The sequence below is a fragment of the Mycobacterium ahvazicum genome (assembly GCF_900176255.2).
Taxonomy (GTDB): Bacteria; Actinomycetota; Actinomycetes; order Mycobacteriales; family Mycobacteriaceae; genus Mycobacterium; species Mycobacterium ahvazicum.
Genome location: NZ_FXEG02000002.1, coordinates 1,215,774 through 1,234,367, shown reverse-complemented (window position 1 = coordinate 1,234,367; position 18,594 = coordinate 1,215,774). Strand labels below are relative to the sequence as shown.

Here is an 18,594-nt window from a genome sequence, read left to right as displayed (position 1 = left end):
CGTTGAGCCTAATGACGGCCGTGAGCCTGACAGCAGCCGGGCGGGACGACGCGTGTGCCACGATGAGGGATGCCCACGGACCCGGGAGTCACGGGCCAACTGAGTGCTGGCGCCCGCTGGTCCATCATGGTCATTTCGCTATGGGTGACGGCGAGTTCGTTCCTCTTCATCAACGGCATCGCGTTCTTGATTCCCTCGCTCCAGGCCAAACGCGGGATTCCGCTGACCGAAGCCAGTCTGCTGTCGTCGATGCCGAGCTGGGGAATGGTCCTGACCCTGATCGGTTGGGGCTACCTGCTCGACCGCGTCGGCGAGCGGGTCGTGCTGACCGTGGGCTCGGCGCTCACCGCGGCAGCGGCCTATGCCGCGGCGTCGGCCCAGTCGATGGTGTTGGTGGGTGCCTACCTGTTCCTGGGTGGCATGGCCGCGGCGAGTTGTAACGCCGCCGGCGGCCGGCTGGTGTCGGCGTGGTTCCCGGTGCACCAGCGTGGCCTGGCGATGGGCATCCGCCAGACCGCCCAGCCGTTGGGAATCGCCCTGGGCGCATTGGTAATGCCCGAGCTGGCCGAACGGGGACTGCACGCCGGGCTGATGTTCCCGGCACTGGCATGCACCTTCTCGGCGGTGGCCAGCGCCGTGGGAATCGTCGACCCGCCGCGCAAACACCGTAAAGTGGCCACTGCGCAGGAATTGGCCAGCCCTTACCGGAAGTCGCTGACGCTGTGGCGAATTCACGCGGTGGCGGGTCTGCTGATGATGCCGCAGACCGTGACCGTGACGTTCATGCTGGTGTGGTTGATGAGGCACCATGGCTGGACCGTCGCCGAAGCCGGCGGTGTGGTTACCCTCTCGCAGGCCCTTGGCGCGCTGGGCCGTGTCGAGGTCGGCCGGTGGTCGGACCGGGTGGGCTCCCGGATGCGCCCGGTGCGCATCATCGCCGTCGCCGCGACGCTGAGCTTGTTGCTGCTCACGCTCGCCGACGACGGCGACTGGGGTTTCGAAGTGCCGGTGATGATCGTCGTCTCGGTGATCGCGGTGCTCGACAACGGATTGGAGGCAACCGCGATCACCGAATTCGCCGGGCAGTTCTGGAGCGGACGCGCACTGGGAACCCAGAACACCACCCAGCGGCTGTTCGCGGCCGCGGGAGCCCCGCTGTTCGGTGTGCTGATCGACGCGGCCAAATATCCGACGGCCTGGGCGTTGTGTGGGTTGTTCCCTTTGGCGGCAATACCATTGGTGCCGGCCAAGCTGTTGCCGCCGGGCTTGGATTCCAGCGCAGCTACAGCGCGGCCGCGATCCGCTCCCCGACTTCGGCGGTGGAGCGCCGCTCGTTCCCCCGAGACGCCAGATACGTCTCGACCGCTCGGTCCACCCGGCTAGCGGCTTCGGTCTCACCGAGGTGAGCGAGCAGCAGCCCGACCGACACGATGGCCGCGGTCGGATCGGCGATGCCCTTGCCGGCGATGTCGGGCGCGCTGCCGTGCACCGGCTCGAACATCGACGGGTTGGTCCGTGTGGCATCGATATTTCCACTGGCGGCCAAGCCGATTCCGCCCGTCACCGCGGCGGCCAAATCGGTGATGATGTCGCCGAACAGGTTGTCGGTGACGATCACGTCGAAGCGGCCGGGGTCGGTGACCAGGAAGATGGTGGCGGCGTCGACGTGCTGATACGCCACCTCGACGTCGGGGTAGCCCGCACCGACTTCGGCGAAGACTCGCGACCACAGTTTCCCGGCGAAGGTCAGCACGTTGTTCTTGTGCACCAACGTCAGATGCTTGCGACGCTGCCGGGCCCGCTCGAACGCGTCGGCCACGACGCGACGCACCCCGAACGCGGTGTTGACGCTGACCTCGGTGGCGACCTCATGCGGGGTCCCGACCCGGATCGCGCCGCCGTTACCCGTATACGGCCCTTCGGTTCCCTCGCGCACTACCACGAAATCGATTTCAGGGTTGCCCGCCAGCGGGCTGCTGACGCCTTTGTACAGCCGGGCCGGACGCAAGTTGACGTGATGGTCCAACTCGAAGCGCAAGCGCAACAACAGCCCTCGCTCCAGCACGCCGCTGGGCACCGACGGGTCACCGATCGCGCCGAGCAGGATCGCGTCGTGCTGGCGCAGCTCGGCGAGCGCGGACTCCGGCAGCAGCTCGCCGGTGGCGTGGAAACGCCGTGCGCCCAGGTCGTATTCGGTCTTCTCGACGCCCGGCTTGACGGCATCCAATATCTTGACCGCCTCGGCGACTACCTCGGGCCCGATGCCGTCGCCACCGATGATCGCCAATTTCATGACAGGTCAACAACTTCCAGTTTGTTGGCGCCGACCGCCTGCGAGATCGCCGAGCGCACGTCGGCGGGCACGTCCTGGTCGAGCCGCAGCAGGATCGTCGCGCTCGGACCCTCGGCGTCCTCGGAGAGCTGTGCGGCCTGGATATTGACCCTCGCCGCCCCCAGCAGGGTGCCGATCTTGCCCAGCGCTCCGGGCTGGTCGATGTAGTTGATCACCAGGTTCTTGCCCTGCGCCCGCAGGTCGAAGTTGCGGCCGTTGATCTGGACGACCTTCTCGACCAACTGCGGACCCGACAGCGTGCCCGCGACGTTGACGCTCGAGCCGTCGTGGGCGACGGCACGCACGTCCAGGACGCTGCGATGGTTGGGACTCTCGGTGGCCGTGCTGATTTCGGCGGTCACGCCGCGCTCGGCCGCCAACGCCGGCGCGTTGACGAAGGTGACCGGATCCTCGATGATCGCCGAGAACAGACCGCGCAGGGCCGAAAGCTTCAGCACCTCAACGTCTTCGGACGCCAACTCGCCGCGCACCTGGACCGACAGCGACGCGGGCAGGCCATCGGTCAGTGCCGCGGCCAGCACGCCGAGTTTGCGCGCCAGGTCCAGCCAGGGCGCCACCTCCTCGTTGACCACGCCGCCGCCGACGTTGACCGCGTCGGGCACGAACTCCCCCGCCAGCGCCAGCCGCACGCTCTCGGCGACGTCGGTGCCGGCCCGGTCCTGCGCCTCGGACGTCGATGCGCCCAGGTGCGGTGTCACCACCACCTGCGACAGCTCGAACAGCGGGCTGTCGGTGCACGGCTCCTTGGAGTACACGTCGAGACCGGCCGCACGCACATGCCCGCTGGTGATCGCCTCGGCCAGCGCGGCCTCGTCGACCAGCCCGCCGCGCGCGGCATTGACGATGATGACGCCGGGCTTGGTCTTGGCCAGCGCCTCCTTGTCGATCAGGCCGGCCGTCTCGGCGGTCTTGGGCAGGTGCACCGAGATGAAGTCGGCACGGGCCAGCAGGTCGTCGAGGGAGAGCAATTCGATGCCGAGCTGCGCCGCGCGGGCCGGCGACACGTAGGGGTCGTAGGCCACGATGTGGGTGCCGAACGCGGCGATCCGCTGGGCGACCAGCTGGCCGATCCGGCCCAGCCCCACCACCCCGACGGTCTTGCCGAATATCTCCGTGCCGTTGAACGACGACCGTTTCCAGGTGTGTTCGCGCAGCGATGCGTCGGCCGCGGGGACCTGCCGGGCCGCCGACAGCAACAGCGCCAGAGCGTGCTCGGCGGCGCTGTGGATGTTCGACGTCGGGGCGTTGACCACCAGGACGCCGCGCGCGGTGGCCGCGTCGACGTCGACGTTGTCCAGACCCACCCCGGCGCGGGCGACGATCTTGAGTTTGGGGGCGGCCGCGAGTACCTCGGCGTCGACGGTGGTCGCGGAGCGCACCAGCAGCGCGTCGGCCTCGGGCACCGCTGCCAGCAGCTTCTCCCGGTCCGGACCGTCTACCCAGCGCACCTCGACCTGGTCGCCCAGGGCGGCGACAGTTGATTGAGCGAGTTTGTCGGCGATTAACACAACAGGCAAGTTCACCCGACCAGGTTATAGGCCGGGGTCTGGGCTGTAATTGTCCGATGGACGTCACCTTCGATGTGACGACAGTCGGCAGTGGACCCAACGGGCTTTCGACGGCCGTGATCTCCGCCCGCGCGGGACTCAAAGTGCAGGTCGTCGAGGCGCAGCCCACGTTGGGGCGGCGGTGCGCGCACCGCGGCCGACCCAGAATTTCCCGGAGTCGAACACGACATCTGCTCGGCGGCGCATCCGCGGGCGCTGGCGTCGCCGTTCTTCGCGCAGTTCGAACTGCCCGCGCGCGGGGGGCGGCTGGAGGTCTGCGACACCGCCTACGGCACCCCGCGGCCGGGCCGACCCGCCGCGATCGCCTACCGCGACCTCGAGCGCACCTGCGCCGAGCTGTCCGACGCGCTGCGCCTGGGCTGCGGATGCGGACTCAGGGCACGCCGGCGTGGGGGGTTGGGCGGAGGGGACGGCGGTGCGTTGTTCACCGGCGTTGCCGCCCATGTGCTTTCGCGGATGCCGTCCCTGACGGCGGCCGGTGCCGGGTTGATGCTGGCGACCCTCGGCCATGCGGTCGGCTGGCCGATCCCGGTGGGCGGCAGCCAGGTGATCACCCACGCGCTGCTCGCCGACCTGCGCGCACACGGCGCTGAGGTGGCCACCGGCATCGAAATCAGCGCGCCGCCCGGGCCGTCGCCCGGAGTTGTCGCCTACGACACCGCGCCCACCGCACCGCTGCGGATATACGGTGCAGCGCTACCGGAACACTACGCAAAGGCGGCGACATGGGAATGGGCGGCAATTCCGCGTGGCGCGATCGCCGGGCCCACGCCGCGCCTAAACCCCTAGCCCACAACGATTCCCAAGACGTTCTGTGTTCGGCGGCCACACCCCCGGGCGGCGGCGTGCACGGTATGGCCGGCTACTACGCCGCGCGCAGCCTGCTGCGCCGCGAGTTCGGGTTGGACATGCCTAGGCTGGCGCCATGACCAAACTCGCGATCATCTACTACTCGGCCACCGGCCACGGCACCACGATGGCCAACCGTGTCGCCGCGGCGGCGCAGGCCGCCGGCGCGGAAGTCCGGGTACGTCCCGTCGCCGAGACGCGTGATCCGGAATCCTTCGCGCAGAACCCCGCCTGGGCGGCGAACTACAACGCCACCAAGGACCTGCCCGCGGCCACCGGCGACGACATCGTGTGGGCCGACGCCGTGATCTTCGGCTCGCCCACCCGATTCGGTTCTCCGGCGTCGCAGCTGCGGAACTTCCTGGACTCACTCGGCGGGCTGTGGGCCGAAGGCAAGCTGGCCGACAAGGTGTACGCGGGCTTCACGTCCTCGAACACCGCGCACGGCGGCCAGGAGACCACGCTCGTCGCGCTCTACCTCACGCTGATGCACTTCGGCGGCATCCTGGTGCCGCCGGGCTACACCGATCCGAGCAAGTTCGTCGACGGCAACCCCTACGGGGCCAGCCTGCTCACCACGCACGACAACATCGAGGCATTCGACGACGCCACCGGCAACGCGCTGGATCATCTGGCCCGCCGCGTCGTAACGATCGCCGATCGTCTGGAGTCGTAGCAGCTGTACGCGGGCCAGCCGGGCACCCGACGCGGGCCGCCCGGCCAGCCGGGCGTTCGGCGTAAGAGGGTTAAGCCGTTTCGGTGATCGGGCGGTCGACCCAGCTCATCAGGTCGCGCAGCTTCTTACCGGTGACCTCGATGGGGTGCTCGGCGTTCTCCTTGCGCAACTGCTCGAGCTGCTTGTTGCCGCCCTCGACGTTGGCGACCAGCTTCTTGGTGAATTCACCACTCTGGATGTCGCGCAGGATCTCTCGCATCCGCTCCTTGGTGCCGGCGTCGATGACCCGCGGGCCCGACAGGTAGCCGCCGAACTCCGCGGTGTCGGACACCGAGTAGTTCATCCGGGCGATGCCGCCCTCGTACATCAGGTCGACGATCAGCTTCAGCTCGTGCAGCACCTCGAAGTACGCCATCTCCGGCGGGTAGCCCGCCTCGACCATCACGTCGAAACCGGTCTTCACCAATTCCTCTGTGCCACCGCATAACACGGCCTGCTCGCCGAACAGGTCGGTCTCGGTCTCATCCTTGAAGGTGGTCTTGATGACGCCGGCCCGGGTGCCGCCGATGGCCTTGGCGTAGGACAGCGCCAGCGCCTCGCCCTCGCCGGTCGGGTCCTGGTCGACGGCGATCAGACACGGCACGCCCTTGCCGTCGACGAACTGACGGCGCACCAGGTGCCCGGGCCCCTTCGGGGCGACCATCGCGATCGTGACGTTGCCGGGCGGCTTGATCAGATCGAAGTGGATGTTGAGACCGTGACCGAAAAACAGTGCGTCGCCGTCGTTCAGGTTCGGCTCGATGTCGTTCTTGAAGATGTCGGCCTGGGCGGTGTCGGGCGCCAGCAGCATGATGACGTCGGCCCACTTGGCGACCTCGGCGGGAGTGTCTACCTCCAGGCCCTGCTCCTCAACCTTGGCCCGCGACTTCGAACCCTCCTTGAGCCCGACACGCACCTGCACACCGGAGTCGCGCAGGCTCAGCGAATGCGCATGCCCCTGGCTGCCGTATCCGATCACGCCGACCTTGCGACCCTGGATAATCGACAGGTCGGCGTCGTCGTCGTAGAACATCTCTAGTGGCACGGTGAATCTCTCTTTCTTATTGGACTTTTGGAATGTGTATCGCTTATTTGGCGGTGCCGATTCCACGCGGCCCACGGGATAGCGACACCACTCCCGATTGGACGATCTCGCGGATACCGAACGGTTCCAGCACTCGCAGCAGCGCTTCGAGCTTGCCGCGGGTACCGGTCGCCTCGACGGTCAGCGAATCCAGCGATACGTCGACTACCTTGGCGCGGAACAGGTTTGCCGCTTCGATTACCTGGCTGCGGGTACCGGAATCGGCCCGCACCTTGATCAGCGCCAGCTCGCGAGCCACCGAGTTGTCCTCGTCCTGCTCGACAATTTTGATGACATTGATCAGCTTGTTGAGCTGCTTGGTGACCTGCTCGAGCGGAGTCTCCTCGGCGGAAACCACGATGGTCATCCGCGACATGTCCTTCTGCTCGGTGGCACCCACAGCCAGCGACTCGATGTTGAAACCACGCCGCGAGAACAGCGCCGCGACGCGCGCGAGCACACCCGGCTTGTCTTCGACCAACACCGAAAGTGTGTGCGTTTTGGCGTACATATCAGGCGTGCCCTTCGGTTTCGTCGTCGAACAGCGGCCGGATTCCGCGGGCGTGCTGAATCTCGTCATTGCTCGTCCCGGCGGCCACCATCGGCCACACCTGTGCATCCGCGCCGACGATGAAGTCGATCACCACCGGGCGGTCGTTGATGGCGCGCGCCGCCTTGATCGCCTCGACGACGTCTTCCTCACGCTCACAACGGATTCCGACACAACCCAGCGCCTCGGCCAGCTTGACGAAGTCCGGGATGCGGTGAGAGTGCGTGGCCAGGTCGGTCTGCGAGTAGCGCTCCTCGTAGAACAGGCTCTGCCACTGCCGCACCATGCCCAGGTTGCCGTTGTTGATCAGCGCCACCTTGATCGGCACGCCCTCGATCGCGCAGGTGGCCAACTCCTGGTTGGTCATCTGGAAGCACCCGTCACCGTCGATCGCCCAGACCTCGGCCTCGGGACGAGCGACCTTGGCGCCCATGGCCGCCGGGATGGCGAAGCCCATGGTGCCCAGGCCGCCGGAGTTGAGCCAGGTGCGCGGCTTCTCATAAGAGATGAACTGGGCCGCCCACATCTGGTGCTGCCCCACGCCGGCCACGTAGATCGCGTCGGGCCCGGCGATCTTGCCGAGCTGCTCGATCACGTATTCCGGGCTCAGGCTGCCGTCGCTCTGCGGGCCGTAACTCAGCGGATAGGTCGACTGCACCTCGTCCAGATATCCCCACCAGGCGGTCATGTCGATCTTGCCCGGGGTTTCGTACTGGCGCAGCATCGCGATCAGGTCGGTGATGACGTTCTCGACGTCGCCCACAATCGGCACGTCGGCGACCCGGTTCTTGCCGATCTCGGCCGGGTCGATGTCGGCGTGGATGACCTTCGCTTCGGGCGCAAAGGAATCGAGCTTTCCGGTCACCCGGTCGTCGAAGCGGGTGCCCAGCGCGATCAGCAGATCGCTGCGTTGCAGCGCGGCCACCGCGGCGACCGTGCCGTGCATGCCCGGCATCCCCAGGTTCTGCCGGTGGCTGTCCGGGAACGCGCCCCGCGCCATCAGCGTGGTGACCACCGGAATCCCGGTCAGCTCAGCCAAATCCCGCAGCTGCTCGGTCGCCTCGCCGCGGATCACGCCGCCGCCGACGTACAGCACCGGTTTGCGCGCACGCGCGATCAGCTTGGCGGCTTCGCGGATCTGCCGGCTGTGCGGCTTGGTGTTCGGCTTGTAACCGGGCAGATCCATTTTCGGCGGCCAGCTGAACGTGCATTGACCCTGCAGCACGTCCTTCGGGATGTCGACGAGCACCGCTCCCGGACGCCCCGAAGCGGCGATGTGGAAGGCCTCGGCCATCACCCGCGGAATCTCGTCACCCGAGCGGACCAGGAAGTTGTGCTTGGTGATCGGCATTGTGATACCCGAGATGTCGGCCTCCTGGAAGGCGTCGGTCCCGATCAGTGACCGCCCCACCTGCCCCGTGACGGCGACGACGGGGATCGAGTCCATCTGCGCATCCGCCAGCGGGGTCACCAGATTGGTGGCACCGGGACCCGACGTGGCCATCATGACGCCGACCTTTCCGGTGGCGTGCGCATAGCCACTTGCCGCGTGACCGGCACCCTGCTCGTGCCGAACCAGCACGTGCCGCAGCTTTTTCGAGTCGAACAGCGGGTCGTAAACCGGCAGCACGGCGCCACCCGGGATGCCGAAGATGACCTCGACGTCGAGTTCTTCCAACGACCGGATTACCGACTGAGCACCGGTAACTTGCTGCGGTGCAACATGTTTCGCTTGCTTGGCCGGAACTTTTGCGGCGTCTTCGGTGCTTTCCGTGGCGTCCGGCGCCCAGTCGTCTCCATTGTGCGACTTGGGTGTCTGTGACCTGGTGGGTGCGCTCACTCTGGTGATTGTCCTCTTAGTCCTGATTTGGCTGGGGAAGTTTCGTTGATACGCAAGAAAAAACCCCCGTCAGCTCTCGCTGATCGAGGGTTGCGCGTTGGTGCCGGATCGCTTCACATGCTGAAGGAACTAGTCACGCACCAACGCGCGGCTAATTACTACGAGCATCCCGGGCTTTCCGGTGGTCTCCATAGCCCCCGACGGTAGCCTTCGCACTGCTCAACCGTCAAATCCGGTGCGACGGGGCCCCGTCATGGCCGCGCCGGCACCACCCGCGGCGCCACGAAGTCACCGGCGCAACCCGGGGTGAAATGATGCTGGGGTGGCCTCCGGTTCTGCAGCCCCGACACCCGTGCCCGTAGTGATCAAGATCTCACCGATGGCGCACCTCGCCGTGGGATTTCTGACGCTCGGATTGCTGATCCCGGTGCTGGCCTGGCCGCTGTCGACCCCACTGCTGCTGATCCCGGTGCTGTTGTCCGCATTGATCATCCGGCTGCGCACCGTGGCCGACAACCAGGGTGTGACGGTGCGGAACCTGACGAGCAGCCAAACGGTCGGCTGGGACGACATCGACGGGCTGCGCTTCCACCGCGGTTCGTGGGCACGCGCCAGGCTCAAGAGCGGAACGGAACTACGCCTGCCGGCGGTGACTTTCGCGACACTCCCGCAGCTGACGGCGGCCAGTTCGGGGCGAGTCCCCAACCCCTACCGATGACCGGCTGACGGGCGATTCAGGCGATCGGATTGACGCCGTTGAGCAGCACCCACACCGCGATACCGGCGGCGATGCCGGCAAGCAGGGCCACAAACGACCCGATGAAGGGCCGGTGCGCCCATCCCCTGTTGGCGTCCAGGCCATAACGGCCAGGCCCGGCCAGAATAATCGCAACCGCGAGGACGATCAGCGTGATCTGGTACTCGTGCCCCTGCGGCAGGAAGTACGCGAACGTGTGTGGTCGCGCCGACACGCTGACCAGCAGCTCGTTGATCAAAAAGGCCAGCGCGCCCGCGGCGGCCACCGGGGTGAACAAACCCAGCACCAGCAGCACACCCGCGGCGATCTCGCCCCCGGCACTGACATAGGACAGGATGTCGGCGTGCTGGTAGCCCGCGTCGGACAGTGAGTTCTTGAAGCTGGTCAGGCCCTGACCGCCCCACCAGCCGAACAGCTTCTGTAGCCCGTGCGCGCCGAGCACCACCCCGAGGCCGACCCGCAGCACCAGCAAACCCAGACTCTGGGTGCCGCGCCGTCCGATCGCGCGTTGCCGTTCGTAGTCCTCGCTCGGGTCGATCTCGGCGGGCTCGGCCGCCAAATGCCGCGGCGCCGGCTGCGGCTGCACGTAGGGCAGCGGCTCCTGCTGGTCGAGGACGTTATAGGACGGCCCGGCGGGGGCGGCGACCTGATTCGGGTCTTGGTAGGGGATCACGGAGGGGGTTCCGAAGTCGCCCGGATACCCGACGGGGGTCAGGTCATCTTCGGGGTCGACCAACCGCGCCGCGGCGGGGCGCCCCGGTACCTGCCCGGGAACTTCGCCGGGCCGCTGCCAAGATGCGTCATTCGATTGACCGGTCACGGGTGTCAGGGTAAGGGCATTTAGGCCCGAATTGGGGATTTGAGCGGCGCTTTCGCCGTGTAATCGGCGGCTAGACCATTAAATGGGCCCGGATTGACTCCAAATGGACTCGGCGGGGTTCCGAAATGGTGAACGCGTGCTGAAAACCAGCTCGCCACCGGCCGATGGAGTGGCGTCGCGGCGCCCACGCAGGCCCGCCTGTGGCGCCGGTGCCCGCCCTGTCCGTAGCCTGTCGATCATGCGTTTGGGGTGGCCGGTTCGGTGCGGGCTCGCTGCGCTGTGCGCGGCGATGGTGGTCGCGACGGGCTGCGCGCGGTTCAACGACGCCGCCTCCGCGCCGTTCACCACCGCCCCCGAACTCAAGCCGCAGCCGAGCTCGACGCCCTGCCCCGCCCCCGGGGTGATGCAGGGATGCCTGGAGAGCACCAGCGGCCTGATCATGGGGCCCGACAGCAAAACCGCCTTGGTCGCCGAGCGCACCACCGGCGCGGTCAAAGAGATCTCGGTCAGCGCCGAGCCGAAGGTGAAGCTGGTCATCCCCGTCGACGGATCCGGGGATGGCGGCTTGATGGACATCGTGCTGTCGCCGACCTACTCCCAGGACCGGCTGATGTACGCCTACATCAGCACGCCCACGGATAACCGGGTCATCCGCATCGCCGACGGCGATATCCCCAAGGACATCCTGACCGGGATCCCCAAGGGCGCCAACGGCAATAGTGGGGCACTGCTGTTCACCAGCCCGACGACGCTGCTGGTGCTGACCGGCGATGCGGGCAACCCTGCCATGGCCGCCGATCCGAAGTCGTTGGCGGGCAAGGTGCTGCGCATCGAGCAGCCGACCACGGTCGGTCAGGCGCCACCGACCACCGCACTGTCCGGCGTCGGCTCGGGCGGCGGACTGTGCGTCGACCCGGTGGACGGCTCGCTGTATGTCGCCGACCGCACGCCGACCGCGGACCGGTTGCAGCGCATCACCAAGGCCTCGGAGGTCTCCACGGTGTGGACGTGGCCGGACAAACCCGGCGTGGCCGGATGCGCGGCGATGGACGGCACCGTGATGGTCAACCTGGTCAACACCAAGATGACGGTGGCGGTGCGGCTCGACCCGAAATCGGGTGCGGTCACCGGTGAACCCGACGTCGTCCGCAAGGACACCCACGCCCACGCGTGGGCGCTGCGGATGTCGCCGGACGGAAACATCTGGGGCGCCACCATCAACAAAACCGCCGGCGATGCCGAAAAGCTTGACGACGTGGTGTTCCCGCTGTTCCCGCAGGGTGGCGGCTTCCCGCGTAACAACGACGACAAAGCCTGACGAAAAGGCCGCGCGCAGAACTGGAGCGCTAGGACTGCCCGCAGGCGGCCAGCACCAGCTCGCGCACCCGGGCGGCGTCGGCCTGGCCACGGGTGGCCTTCATGACCGCGCCCACGATCGCGCCGGCGGCTTGAACCTTGCCACCGCGGATCTTCTCCGCCACATCGGGATTGGCGGCCAGGGCCTCGTCCACCGCCGCCTGGGTGACCGAGTCGTCGCGCACCAGCGCCAGGCCACGTGCGGTCATCACCTGCTCGGGTTCGCCTTCTCCGGCCAGCACACCTTCGACGACCTGGCGGGCCAGCTTGTTGGACAGCTTTCCCTCGTCGACAAGTGCGATCACCGCGGCGACCTGAGCGGGCGTGATGGCCAGCTCGTCCAACTCGATGTTCGCCTCGTTGGCCTTCTGCACCAGGAAGTTTCCCCACCAGGAGCGTGCGTCCTTGCTGGAGGCGCCGTGCTTGATGGTGGCGGTGACCAATTCGACCGCGCCGGCGTTGACGAGATCGCGCATCACCTCGTCGGAAACGCCCCACTCGTCCTGAATCCGCTTGCGGCTCAACCAGGGCAGCTCGGGGATCGTCTGGCGCAATTGCTCGACCAGCTCTCGGCTGGGCGCGACGGGTTCCAGGTCGGGCTCGGGGAAATAGCGGTAATCTTGCGCCGTTTCTTTGGCGCGGCCGGGACTGGTGTACCCCGCCTCGTGAAAGTGTCTGGTTTCCTGCGTGATTGAGCCGCCGGAAAGCAGAACAGCGGCCTGGCGCTGCATTTCGTACCGCACCGCGACCTCGACGCTTTTCAGCGAGTTGACGTTCTTGGTCTCGGTCCGGGTGCCGAATTCGGTGGCGCCGGTAGGTTTCAGCGAGACGTTGGAATCACAACGCATCGAGCCCTGGTCCATCCGTACATCGGATACTTCCAAGGCGCGCAGCAAGTCTCGCAAGGCGGTCACGTAAGCCCGCGCGATCTGCGGCGCCCGGGCTCCGGCTCCCTCAATAGGCTTGGTGACGATCTCGATCAGGGGAACGCCGGCGCGGTTGTAGTCGATCAGCGACGTCGTCGCACCGTGGATGCGTCCGGTCTCGCTGCCCAGGTGGGTGAGCTTGCCGGTGTCCTCTTCCATGTGGGCGCGTTCGATCTCGACCCGCCAGGTGGTGCCGTCTTCCAGCGGCGCCTCGAGGTAGCCGTTGATGGCGATGGGCTCGTCGTACTGCGAGATCTGGTAGTTCTTCGGCATGTCCGGATAGAAGTAGTTCTTCCGGGCGAAGCGGCACCACGGCACGATCTCGCAATTGAGCGCGAGTCCGATGCGGATCGCCGACTCCACCGCTTTCTGGTTGAGCACGGGCAGTGAACCGGGCAGCCCCAGGCACACCGGGCACACCTGGGTGTTGGGTTCGGCACCGAATGTGGTTGAGCAGCCGCAGAACATCTTGGTCGCGGTGGACAGCTCGACGTGTACTTCCAGCCCGAGCACGGGATCGAAACGTGCGATGACGTCGTCGTAATCCAGCAGCTCGGCCGCTCCGGAGGTAACAGTCATGGCAACGATCCTAATGGTGGCCCAGCGGGGGCATAACAGCCCAGGCTCAGGACAAGGCGCGTCAGCGCCAGGACCGCAGCGCGGCTTCGCGCTCCGGCCGGCCGGCGACGAAGTCGCCCAGCGCGGCGGCCAGCTCCAGGTAGGCGCGCCGGCTTTCCTTGCTCAGCCGGTCCAGCCCGAGCTCTTTGCCCTCGCGGACGTGCCGATCGAATGGCAGCGTTACCGTGGCCGCGACGCGCGCCGACAGCGCCTCGAACTCCTTGGTGACCACGCCGTCCAGCTTGGCCGGTTCGGTGTAGTTCATCGCAAGCACCGTCGCCTTCAACAAGCGGCGATGTCCGTTGTTGGACAACCACTCCAGCGTTGTCCTGGTCTTGCGCACCGCATCGATCGAAGTGCCGGAGACCACGACCAGAGCGCGTGCCTCGGGCAGCACCGCGTCCATCACGCCGGAGTTGATCGCCTTGACGCAATCCACCAGCACCAGCGAATAGTGCTTGCGCAGAATCGAAAAGGTCTTGGCGATGTCCTGGCGCTCCAGCCGCCAGTCGGTGCGGCCGTAGTCAGGCAGGCCCAGCACTTCGAGGCCGAAGCTGTTCATGTGGGTGTGCGCGCGCACCTCCGCATACTGGGTCACCGAATCGCGCGCGAGCAGGTCGGCCAGGCCCAGCGGGTTGCGGCGACCGTGGCGCTCCGCCAGGTCGCCGGCGTCGATATCGACGGCGATGACCCGGTCGCCGCGCGCCTCGGCCAGCGTCGAGCCGAGCGCCTCGACCACCGCGGTCTTGCCGACGCCGCCTTTGAAGTTCAGCACCGCGATCGGAAACGCCCCACCGATCGGCACACCGATGCGCTCGCGCAGCTCCCGCTCGTAGGCGGCCTGTTTGCCGGGGCCGAGGTCGATTCCGGTCACCCGGTGGATCACCGCTCGCCAGTTGAACCTGCTCGGCTCCGAGCCCTCCCGGAAGTCCAGGCCGTCCAGGGCGGTCCCGCCCAGGGTCAGATCGCGACGGTACGGCACGGCGGCTCGCCGAGCCCGCGCCAGCCGGTTGGGCGTAGCCGGGCCGCTTGACCTGGCCGGTTTCGCGGGCGGGCGCGGCTCGGGCACCGTGGCCGCCGTCGGGTCGGCGTTGGCTCGCCAGCTCGGCACCGAAGCCGCCGGACCCGCGGAACTCGACGGATATGCCGGCGCAGCAGACAGCGCGTTGACTCCGCGAACTCCCTCGCGGTTGCTCATAACGGCAGGTGTAGCCACTTCGACCTGGTGGTTAAACCCGGAAATTCGGCCCGTCCAGGAGTGCTGGCAGGTTGAGCCGGCAAATTCATTCGGTCGTCAGGCTGCTGCCATCCGACGTTTGCCCGCCGCGGCGTCAGCTAGAGCCGATGTGCTTGCTTCAGCATCCGGCCCGCACGTTCCCCGATGACCACACACGGCGCCATCGTGTTGGTGGTGGTGATCTCCGGCATCACGGAGCCGTCGGCCACTCTGAGGCTGTCGATTCCGTAGACCTTCAGGTCGCCGTCGACCACCGACATCGCGTCGCGGCCCATTTTGGCCGTGCCGACCTGGTGAAAGAAGGTGTTCGCCGCGTCCCGGACGAACTCTTCCAGCGCCGCTGGGCGCAGGTTTCCCGGCATGACCTCGCGTTTCACGTACGGCCGCAGGGGCGCGCTGTTGGCGATTTCGCGGCACCACTGCACGCAGGCGATTCCCTTTCGGACATCGTCGGGATCCCCCAGCGTGTTGGCGTCGATGCACAACGGATCCGTGGGGTTGGGGCCGCTCAGCCGGATGCGGCCCCGGCTCTTCGGATGAGCCAGCGCGGCATGAAACGTCCAGCCGGCTTCGGGAAGCCCGAACCGGGCGGCGGTCTCGTCGGTGGCGTAGGGAACTTCTACCTGCCAGGCGAAGAGGTCGGGGTGTGTCAGCCCGGACTCGCTCTGCCCGACTATCACCACTTCGGCCGCATTGTTCCGCGGCGGCTGCGCGTCGCGGTATTCCCACATGCAGTCAAAGGCCACGTGATCCTGCAGGTTGCGCCCCACCCCGGGCAGATGTTGATGTATCGGAATCCCGACCCGGCCGAGCTCGTCTTGGTCTCCTATGCCGGACAGCATCAGGACCTTGGGGGTGTGGTTCGCGCCCAGCGACAGGACAACCTCCGCGTCGGCGTCGATGCGGCGGGTGCTTCCTCGATGACGAATTTCGACGCCGACGGCTTTGCCGTCCTGAATCACCACGCGCTGCACGACCGCGTGAGTGAGGACGGTGAGGTTGGGCCGATCCATCAACGGGAAGGTGAACGAGCGAAATATCGACTGGCGCTGCCCATTTCGGATGCAGAGATCTCCCAGCGCAGCACCGCTCGTCGTCTCCATCATTGAGCCGTTGGCCGACGGGTAGACCGCGAGGCCGTTGGCCCGCGCCGCGTCCAACGTCGCCAGCGCAAGCGGATGGGGGTTCGGGGGCGGCTGGATGAAAACCGGGCCACCGGTTCCCCGGTATGCCGGATCCGGTGCGCCGTGCCAGTCTTCGATCTCCCGATAAATGGCGAGGATGGACTCGTAATTCCACGCCGGATCGCCCGTTTCGGCGGCGAAGTGATTCCAGTCGTCGCGGTGGGCGCGGATCCATCCCATCACGTTGATGCTCGAGCTGCCTCCCAGCACCTTGCCCATCGAATGCACGATCGAGCGGTTATTGATACTGGGGTTCGGCATACTGCGAAACCCCCAGTCGCGCTGCGAATTCAAGTTGGCCACCCATTGCCCGGGGTCGATGACTTCGGTGACGTTGTCGTCGCCGCCGGCCTCGACCAGCAGTACGTCGACATCCGGGTTTTCGGCCAACCGTCGAGCCACTACCGACCCCGACGAGCCCGAACCGCACACGATGAAGTCGTACCGCTGCTTGAGCACAGCGCTCAGCGAAGCCTGATTCGCGGCCACCCGCTCAGCGAACTCCCGGTCCACATCGAATTCGATTGCTGTTTCCTGCATTTGGTCCCCCAAGTGGGCAGTTGATGTCGCTACCCACTATCGGCGCGACCGTCATGCATGTCTTGCCCGTTCGCGCCGGGATCTTGCCGGCGTGCGCAATTCTGTGCCCAGAGCCGATACTCTCGCGGAGTTCTCCCGTGCGCCGCCTTGAACAGCCGGGAAAAATGCGCCGCGTTCACCAGACCCCACCGCGCACCGATCACACTCACCGGCACCGTCGTGAGTTCGGCGTTCGCAAGGTCCTTGCGACAGTGCTCGATCCTGCGGCTCCGGATCCAGTCGGTGACGGTGCGGCCGTCGTTTTCGAACAACCGTTGCAGTTGGCGCAGCGAGATGTGCTGCGCCGCTGCGATCGCCGGCACATCCAGGTCCGGGTCGCCGAGGTTGCGTTCGATGAATGCGAGTATCGCGAGCATTTGATGGCTCACATCGCGACGCTGCGGGCGTTCACACGCCAATTGCTCGCCCAACGATGCCTCGAGCATGTCGAATACCGCGTCGGCGACGTGGAGATTGAGCACTTGGGGGCCCTTGGCGGCCTGTCTGCCGAGCTCGACAAGAAACGGTGCCAGCAGCGCGCCCATCCCCTGGCGACCGTCGAAGCGACGGGCCGTCAGCTGAGATAGCTGTGCGGCCGGGATCCGCAGTAACTCGCGAGGAAGGAGCGCACTGTACATCCGGAATTTGCCGCTGACCGCGAAGTCGAACGGTCGCGTGGTGTCGTAGACGACGTAATCTCCAGGCGACAGGTTTGCTTCGCGGCCGTCCTGCCGCACCACGCAGCGGCCCCCCACGTGCACGCCGACCTTCAGATATTCGCGGCTGTGGTGGTCGATGAGCTGAGGCGTCCCGCGCAGCAACTGCCCACGCGTTCGGCGCAGCACGATGTCACCGTCGAATTGCAGCCGGTTGATCCGCAACGTGCCGAGGCTCGAGGTCTGCAGCGAGGCGTGGAAGGAGTCGGTGTCCTCAACCGAGAGCACCACCGGGACGAACGTGTCGCGAACCAGCTGGTGAAAGACATCGAAGCGCTCCTTGGCGCTGCGTTGTCCGGATTTGCTACTGGTCATGCTCGCTAGGAACGTCTCAACCGGCGGAATTGTTCACCATTGGCGGCCGGTGCTTTGCCCGCCGCGGCGGCCTCAGCCGAAGAACGCGGCGGCCTCGTCGTGGCGTGCGTCGGGCACCAGCTTGAGGTGGCGGGTGGCGTCGGCCAGCGAGACACGGCCGATGTCCTGCCCGCGCAGCGACACCATCTGCCCGTATTCGCCGGCGTGCGCGGCGTCGGCGGCGTTGACGCCGAACCGGGTGGCCAGTACGCGATCGTAGGCCGTCGGGATGCCGCCCCGCTGGACGTGGCCCAACACGGTCACTCGCACGTCCTTGTTGATCCGCTTCTCCACGGCAACGCCCAACTGCGCAGCGACGCCGGTGAATTTCTCGTGGCCGAATTCGTCAATCCCGCCCTCCCGCAAGGGAATCGACCCGGGGATCGGCTTGGCTCCTTCGGCCACCACGCAGATGAAGTGCGAATCCCCGCGCTGGAAACGGCGTTTGACGAGCCGGCACACATCCTCGATGTCGAAGGGCTGCTCGGGAATCAGCGTCATGTGCGCGCCGGATGCCAGCCCGGCGTTCAGCGCGATCCAGCCGGCGTGGCGGCCCATCACCTCCACCAGCATCACTCGCTGGTGCGACTCGGCGGTGCTGTGCAGACGGTCGATGGCGTCGGTGGCCACGGTCAGCGCGGTGTCGTGCCCGAAAGTGACGTCGGTGCAGTCGATGTCGTTGTCGATCGTCTTCGGTACGCCGACGACGGGGACATTCTCCTCCGAGAGCCAGTGTGCGGCCGTCAGCGTGCCCTCGCCGCCGATCGGGATGAGCACGTCGATGCCGTTGTCGTCCAGGGTCTGCTTGATCTGATCCAGCCCGGCCCGCAACTTGTCGGGATGCACGCGAGCGGTGCCCAGCACTGTCCCGCCCTTGGCCAGCAGCCGGTCATTGCGATCGTCGTTCTGCAGCTGGATGCGCCGGTTCTCCAGCAACCCGCGCCATCCGTCCTGGAAGCCGACCACCGACGAGCCGTACCGGGCGTCGCAGGTCCGCACCACCGCCCGGATGACGGCGTTGAGCCCCGGACAGTCGCCGCCCCCGGTGAGAATTCCGATCCGCATCCTCTTATCTTGCCTGTCTGGGC

The 18,594-nt window shown here is 66.8% G+C and carries 15 protein-coding genes and 1 pseudogene; 5 read left to right on the top strand and 11 right to left on the bottom strand.

Going from position 1 to position 18,594, the window contains the following annotated elements; translation table 11 throughout:
• The first annotated feature begins 69 nt into the window (after positions 1-69).
• Complete coding sequence (locus tag MAAFP003_RS08160; protein ID WP_096285954.1) at positions 70-1,383, top strand: MFS transporter; 1,314 nt, start codon at positions 70-72, stop codon at positions 1,381-1,383.
• Here the strand turns inward: MAAFP003_RS08160 and MAAFP003_RS08155 are convergent.
• Positions 1,283-2,293, bottom strand: a complete 1,011-nt coding sequence (locus MAAFP003_RS08155; RefSeq protein ID WP_096285952.1) for a 3-isopropylmalate dehydrogenase — start codon at positions 2,291-2,293, stop codon at positions 1,283-1,285. The two genes, MAAFP003_RS08160 and MAAFP003_RS08155, sit on opposite strands and share 101 nt — an antisense overlap.
• The gene (gene serA, locus MAAFP003_RS08150; RefSeq protein ID WP_096285950.1) at positions 2,290-3,876 is read right to left on the bottom strand and encodes a phosphoglycerate dehydrogenase; all 1,587 of its coding nucleotides are present in this window, start codon (positions 3,874-3,876) and stop codon (positions 2,290-2,292) included. Before serA ends, MAAFP003_RS08155 begins: the two co-directional genes overlap by 4 nt.
• A 41-nt stretch (positions 3,877-3,917) precedes the next feature.
• Here serA and MAAFP003_RS30095 point away from each other — a divergent pair.
• Together MAAFP003_RS30095 and wrbA are read left to right on the top strand one after the other, a co-directional pair.
• A pseudogene (locus MAAFP003_RS30095) lies at positions 3,918-4,641 on the top strand (phytoene desaturase family protein); the annotation flags it as partial.
• Positions 4,642-4,846: 205 nt separating this feature from the next.
• Positions 4,847-5,446 carry an NAD(P)H:quinone oxidoreductase gene (gene wrbA / locus MAAFP003_RS08140; RefSeq protein WP_096285948.1) on the top strand — a complete coding sequence of 200 codons (600 nt, stop codon included), beginning with the start codon at positions 4,847-4,849 and terminating at the stop codon, positions 5,444-5,446.
• 70 nt (positions 5,447-5,516) lie between these two features.
• Here wrbA and ilvC read toward each other — a convergent pair whose 3' ends face one another.
• The 3 genes from ilvC to MAAFP003_RS08125 are packed head-to-tail and all read right to left on the bottom strand — an operon-like array spanning position 5,517 to position 8,959.
• A complete protein-coding gene (gene ilvC / locus MAAFP003_RS08135) occupies positions 5,517-6,518 on the bottom strand; it encodes a ketol-acid reductoisomerase (RefSeq protein ID WP_096285946.1) in 1,002 nt (333 codons plus the stop codon).
• 55 nt (positions 6,519-6,573) lie between these two features.
• Complete coding sequence (gene ilvN, locus MAAFP003_RS08130; protein WP_090601096.1) at positions 6,574-7,080, bottom strand: acetolactate synthase small subunit; 507 nt, start codon at positions 7,078-7,080, stop codon at positions 6,574-6,576.
• A 1-nt stretch (position 7,081) separates the two neighbouring features.
• Positions 7,082-8,959 carry an acetolactate synthase large subunit gene (locus tag MAAFP003_RS08125; protein WP_096285944.1) on the bottom strand — a complete coding sequence of 626 codons (1,878 nt, stop codon included), beginning with the start codon at positions 8,957-8,959 and terminating at the stop codon, positions 7,082-7,084.
• Positions 8,960-9,338: 379 nt separating this feature from the next.
• On the opposite strand from MAAFP003_RS08125, the gene MAAFP003_RS08120 reads away from it, so the two are divergent.
• Positions 9,339-9,677: a PH domain-containing protein gene (locus tag MAAFP003_RS08120; protein ID WP_096290969.1), complete on the top strand. Its 339-nt coding sequence runs from the start codon at positions 9,339-9,341 to the stop codon at positions 9,675-9,677.
• Positions 9,678-9,693: 16 nt separating this feature from the next.
• Here MAAFP003_RS08120 and MAAFP003_RS08115 read toward each other — a convergent pair whose 3' ends face one another.
• Positions 9,694-10,536 (bottom strand): DoxX family protein, encoded by an 843-nt coding sequence (locus MAAFP003_RS08115; RefSeq protein ID WP_096285942.1) that lies wholly within the window; start codon positions 10,534-10,536, stop codon positions 9,694-9,696.
• Positions 10,537-10,774: 238 nt separating this feature from the next.
• Between MAAFP003_RS08115 and MAAFP003_RS08110 the strand changes: the two genes are divergently transcribed.
• Entirely contained in the window at positions 10,775-11,854 is a 1,080-nt protein-coding gene (locus MAAFP003_RS08110) for a PQQ-dependent sugar dehydrogenase (protein ID WP_096285940.1), read from the top strand.
• A 28-nt stretch (positions 11,855-11,882) separates the two neighbouring features.
• Here MAAFP003_RS08110 and gatB read toward each other — a convergent pair whose 3' ends face one another.
• The 5 genes from gatB to MAAFP003_RS08085 all read right to left on the bottom strand — a co-directional run bounded on the left by gatB (position 11,883) and on the right by MAAFP003_RS08085 (position 18,571).
• Positions 11,883-13,397, bottom strand: coding sequence for an Asp-tRNA(Asn)/Glu-tRNA(Gln) amidotransferase subunit GatB (gene gatB / locus MAAFP003_RS08105; RefSeq protein ID WP_096285938.1), 1,515 nt, complete (start codon positions 13,395-13,397; stop codon positions 11,883-11,885).
• Between the two features lie 61 nt (positions 13,398-13,458).
• Positions 13,459-14,634, bottom strand: a complete 1,176-nt coding sequence (locus MAAFP003_RS08100) for a MinD/ParA family ATP-binding protein (protein ID WP_096285936.1) — start codon at positions 14,632-14,634, stop codon at positions 13,459-13,461.
• A 137-nt stretch (positions 14,635-14,771) separates the two neighbouring features.
• The gene (locus MAAFP003_RS08095; RefSeq protein WP_096285934.1) at positions 14,772-16,397 is read right to left on the bottom strand and encodes a GMC family oxidoreductase; all 1,626 of its coding nucleotides are present in this window, start codon (positions 16,395-16,397) and stop codon (positions 14,772-14,774) included.
• Positions 16,398-16,426: 29 nt separating this feature from the next.
• Positions 16,427-17,467 (bottom strand): AraC-like ligand-binding domain-containing protein, encoded by a 1,041-nt coding sequence (locus tag MAAFP003_RS08090; protein ID WP_096285932.1) that lies wholly within the window; start codon positions 17,465-17,467, stop codon positions 16,427-16,429.
• A 72-nt stretch (positions 17,468-17,539) separates the two neighbouring features.
• On the bottom strand, positions 17,540-18,571 hold the full coding sequence (locus MAAFP003_RS08085; RefSeq protein WP_096285930.1) for an ATP-dependent 6-phosphofructokinase: 1,032 nt from the start codon (positions 18,569-18,571) through the stop codon (positions 17,540-17,542).
• Between the last annotated feature and the right edge of the window lie 23 nt (positions 18,572-18,594).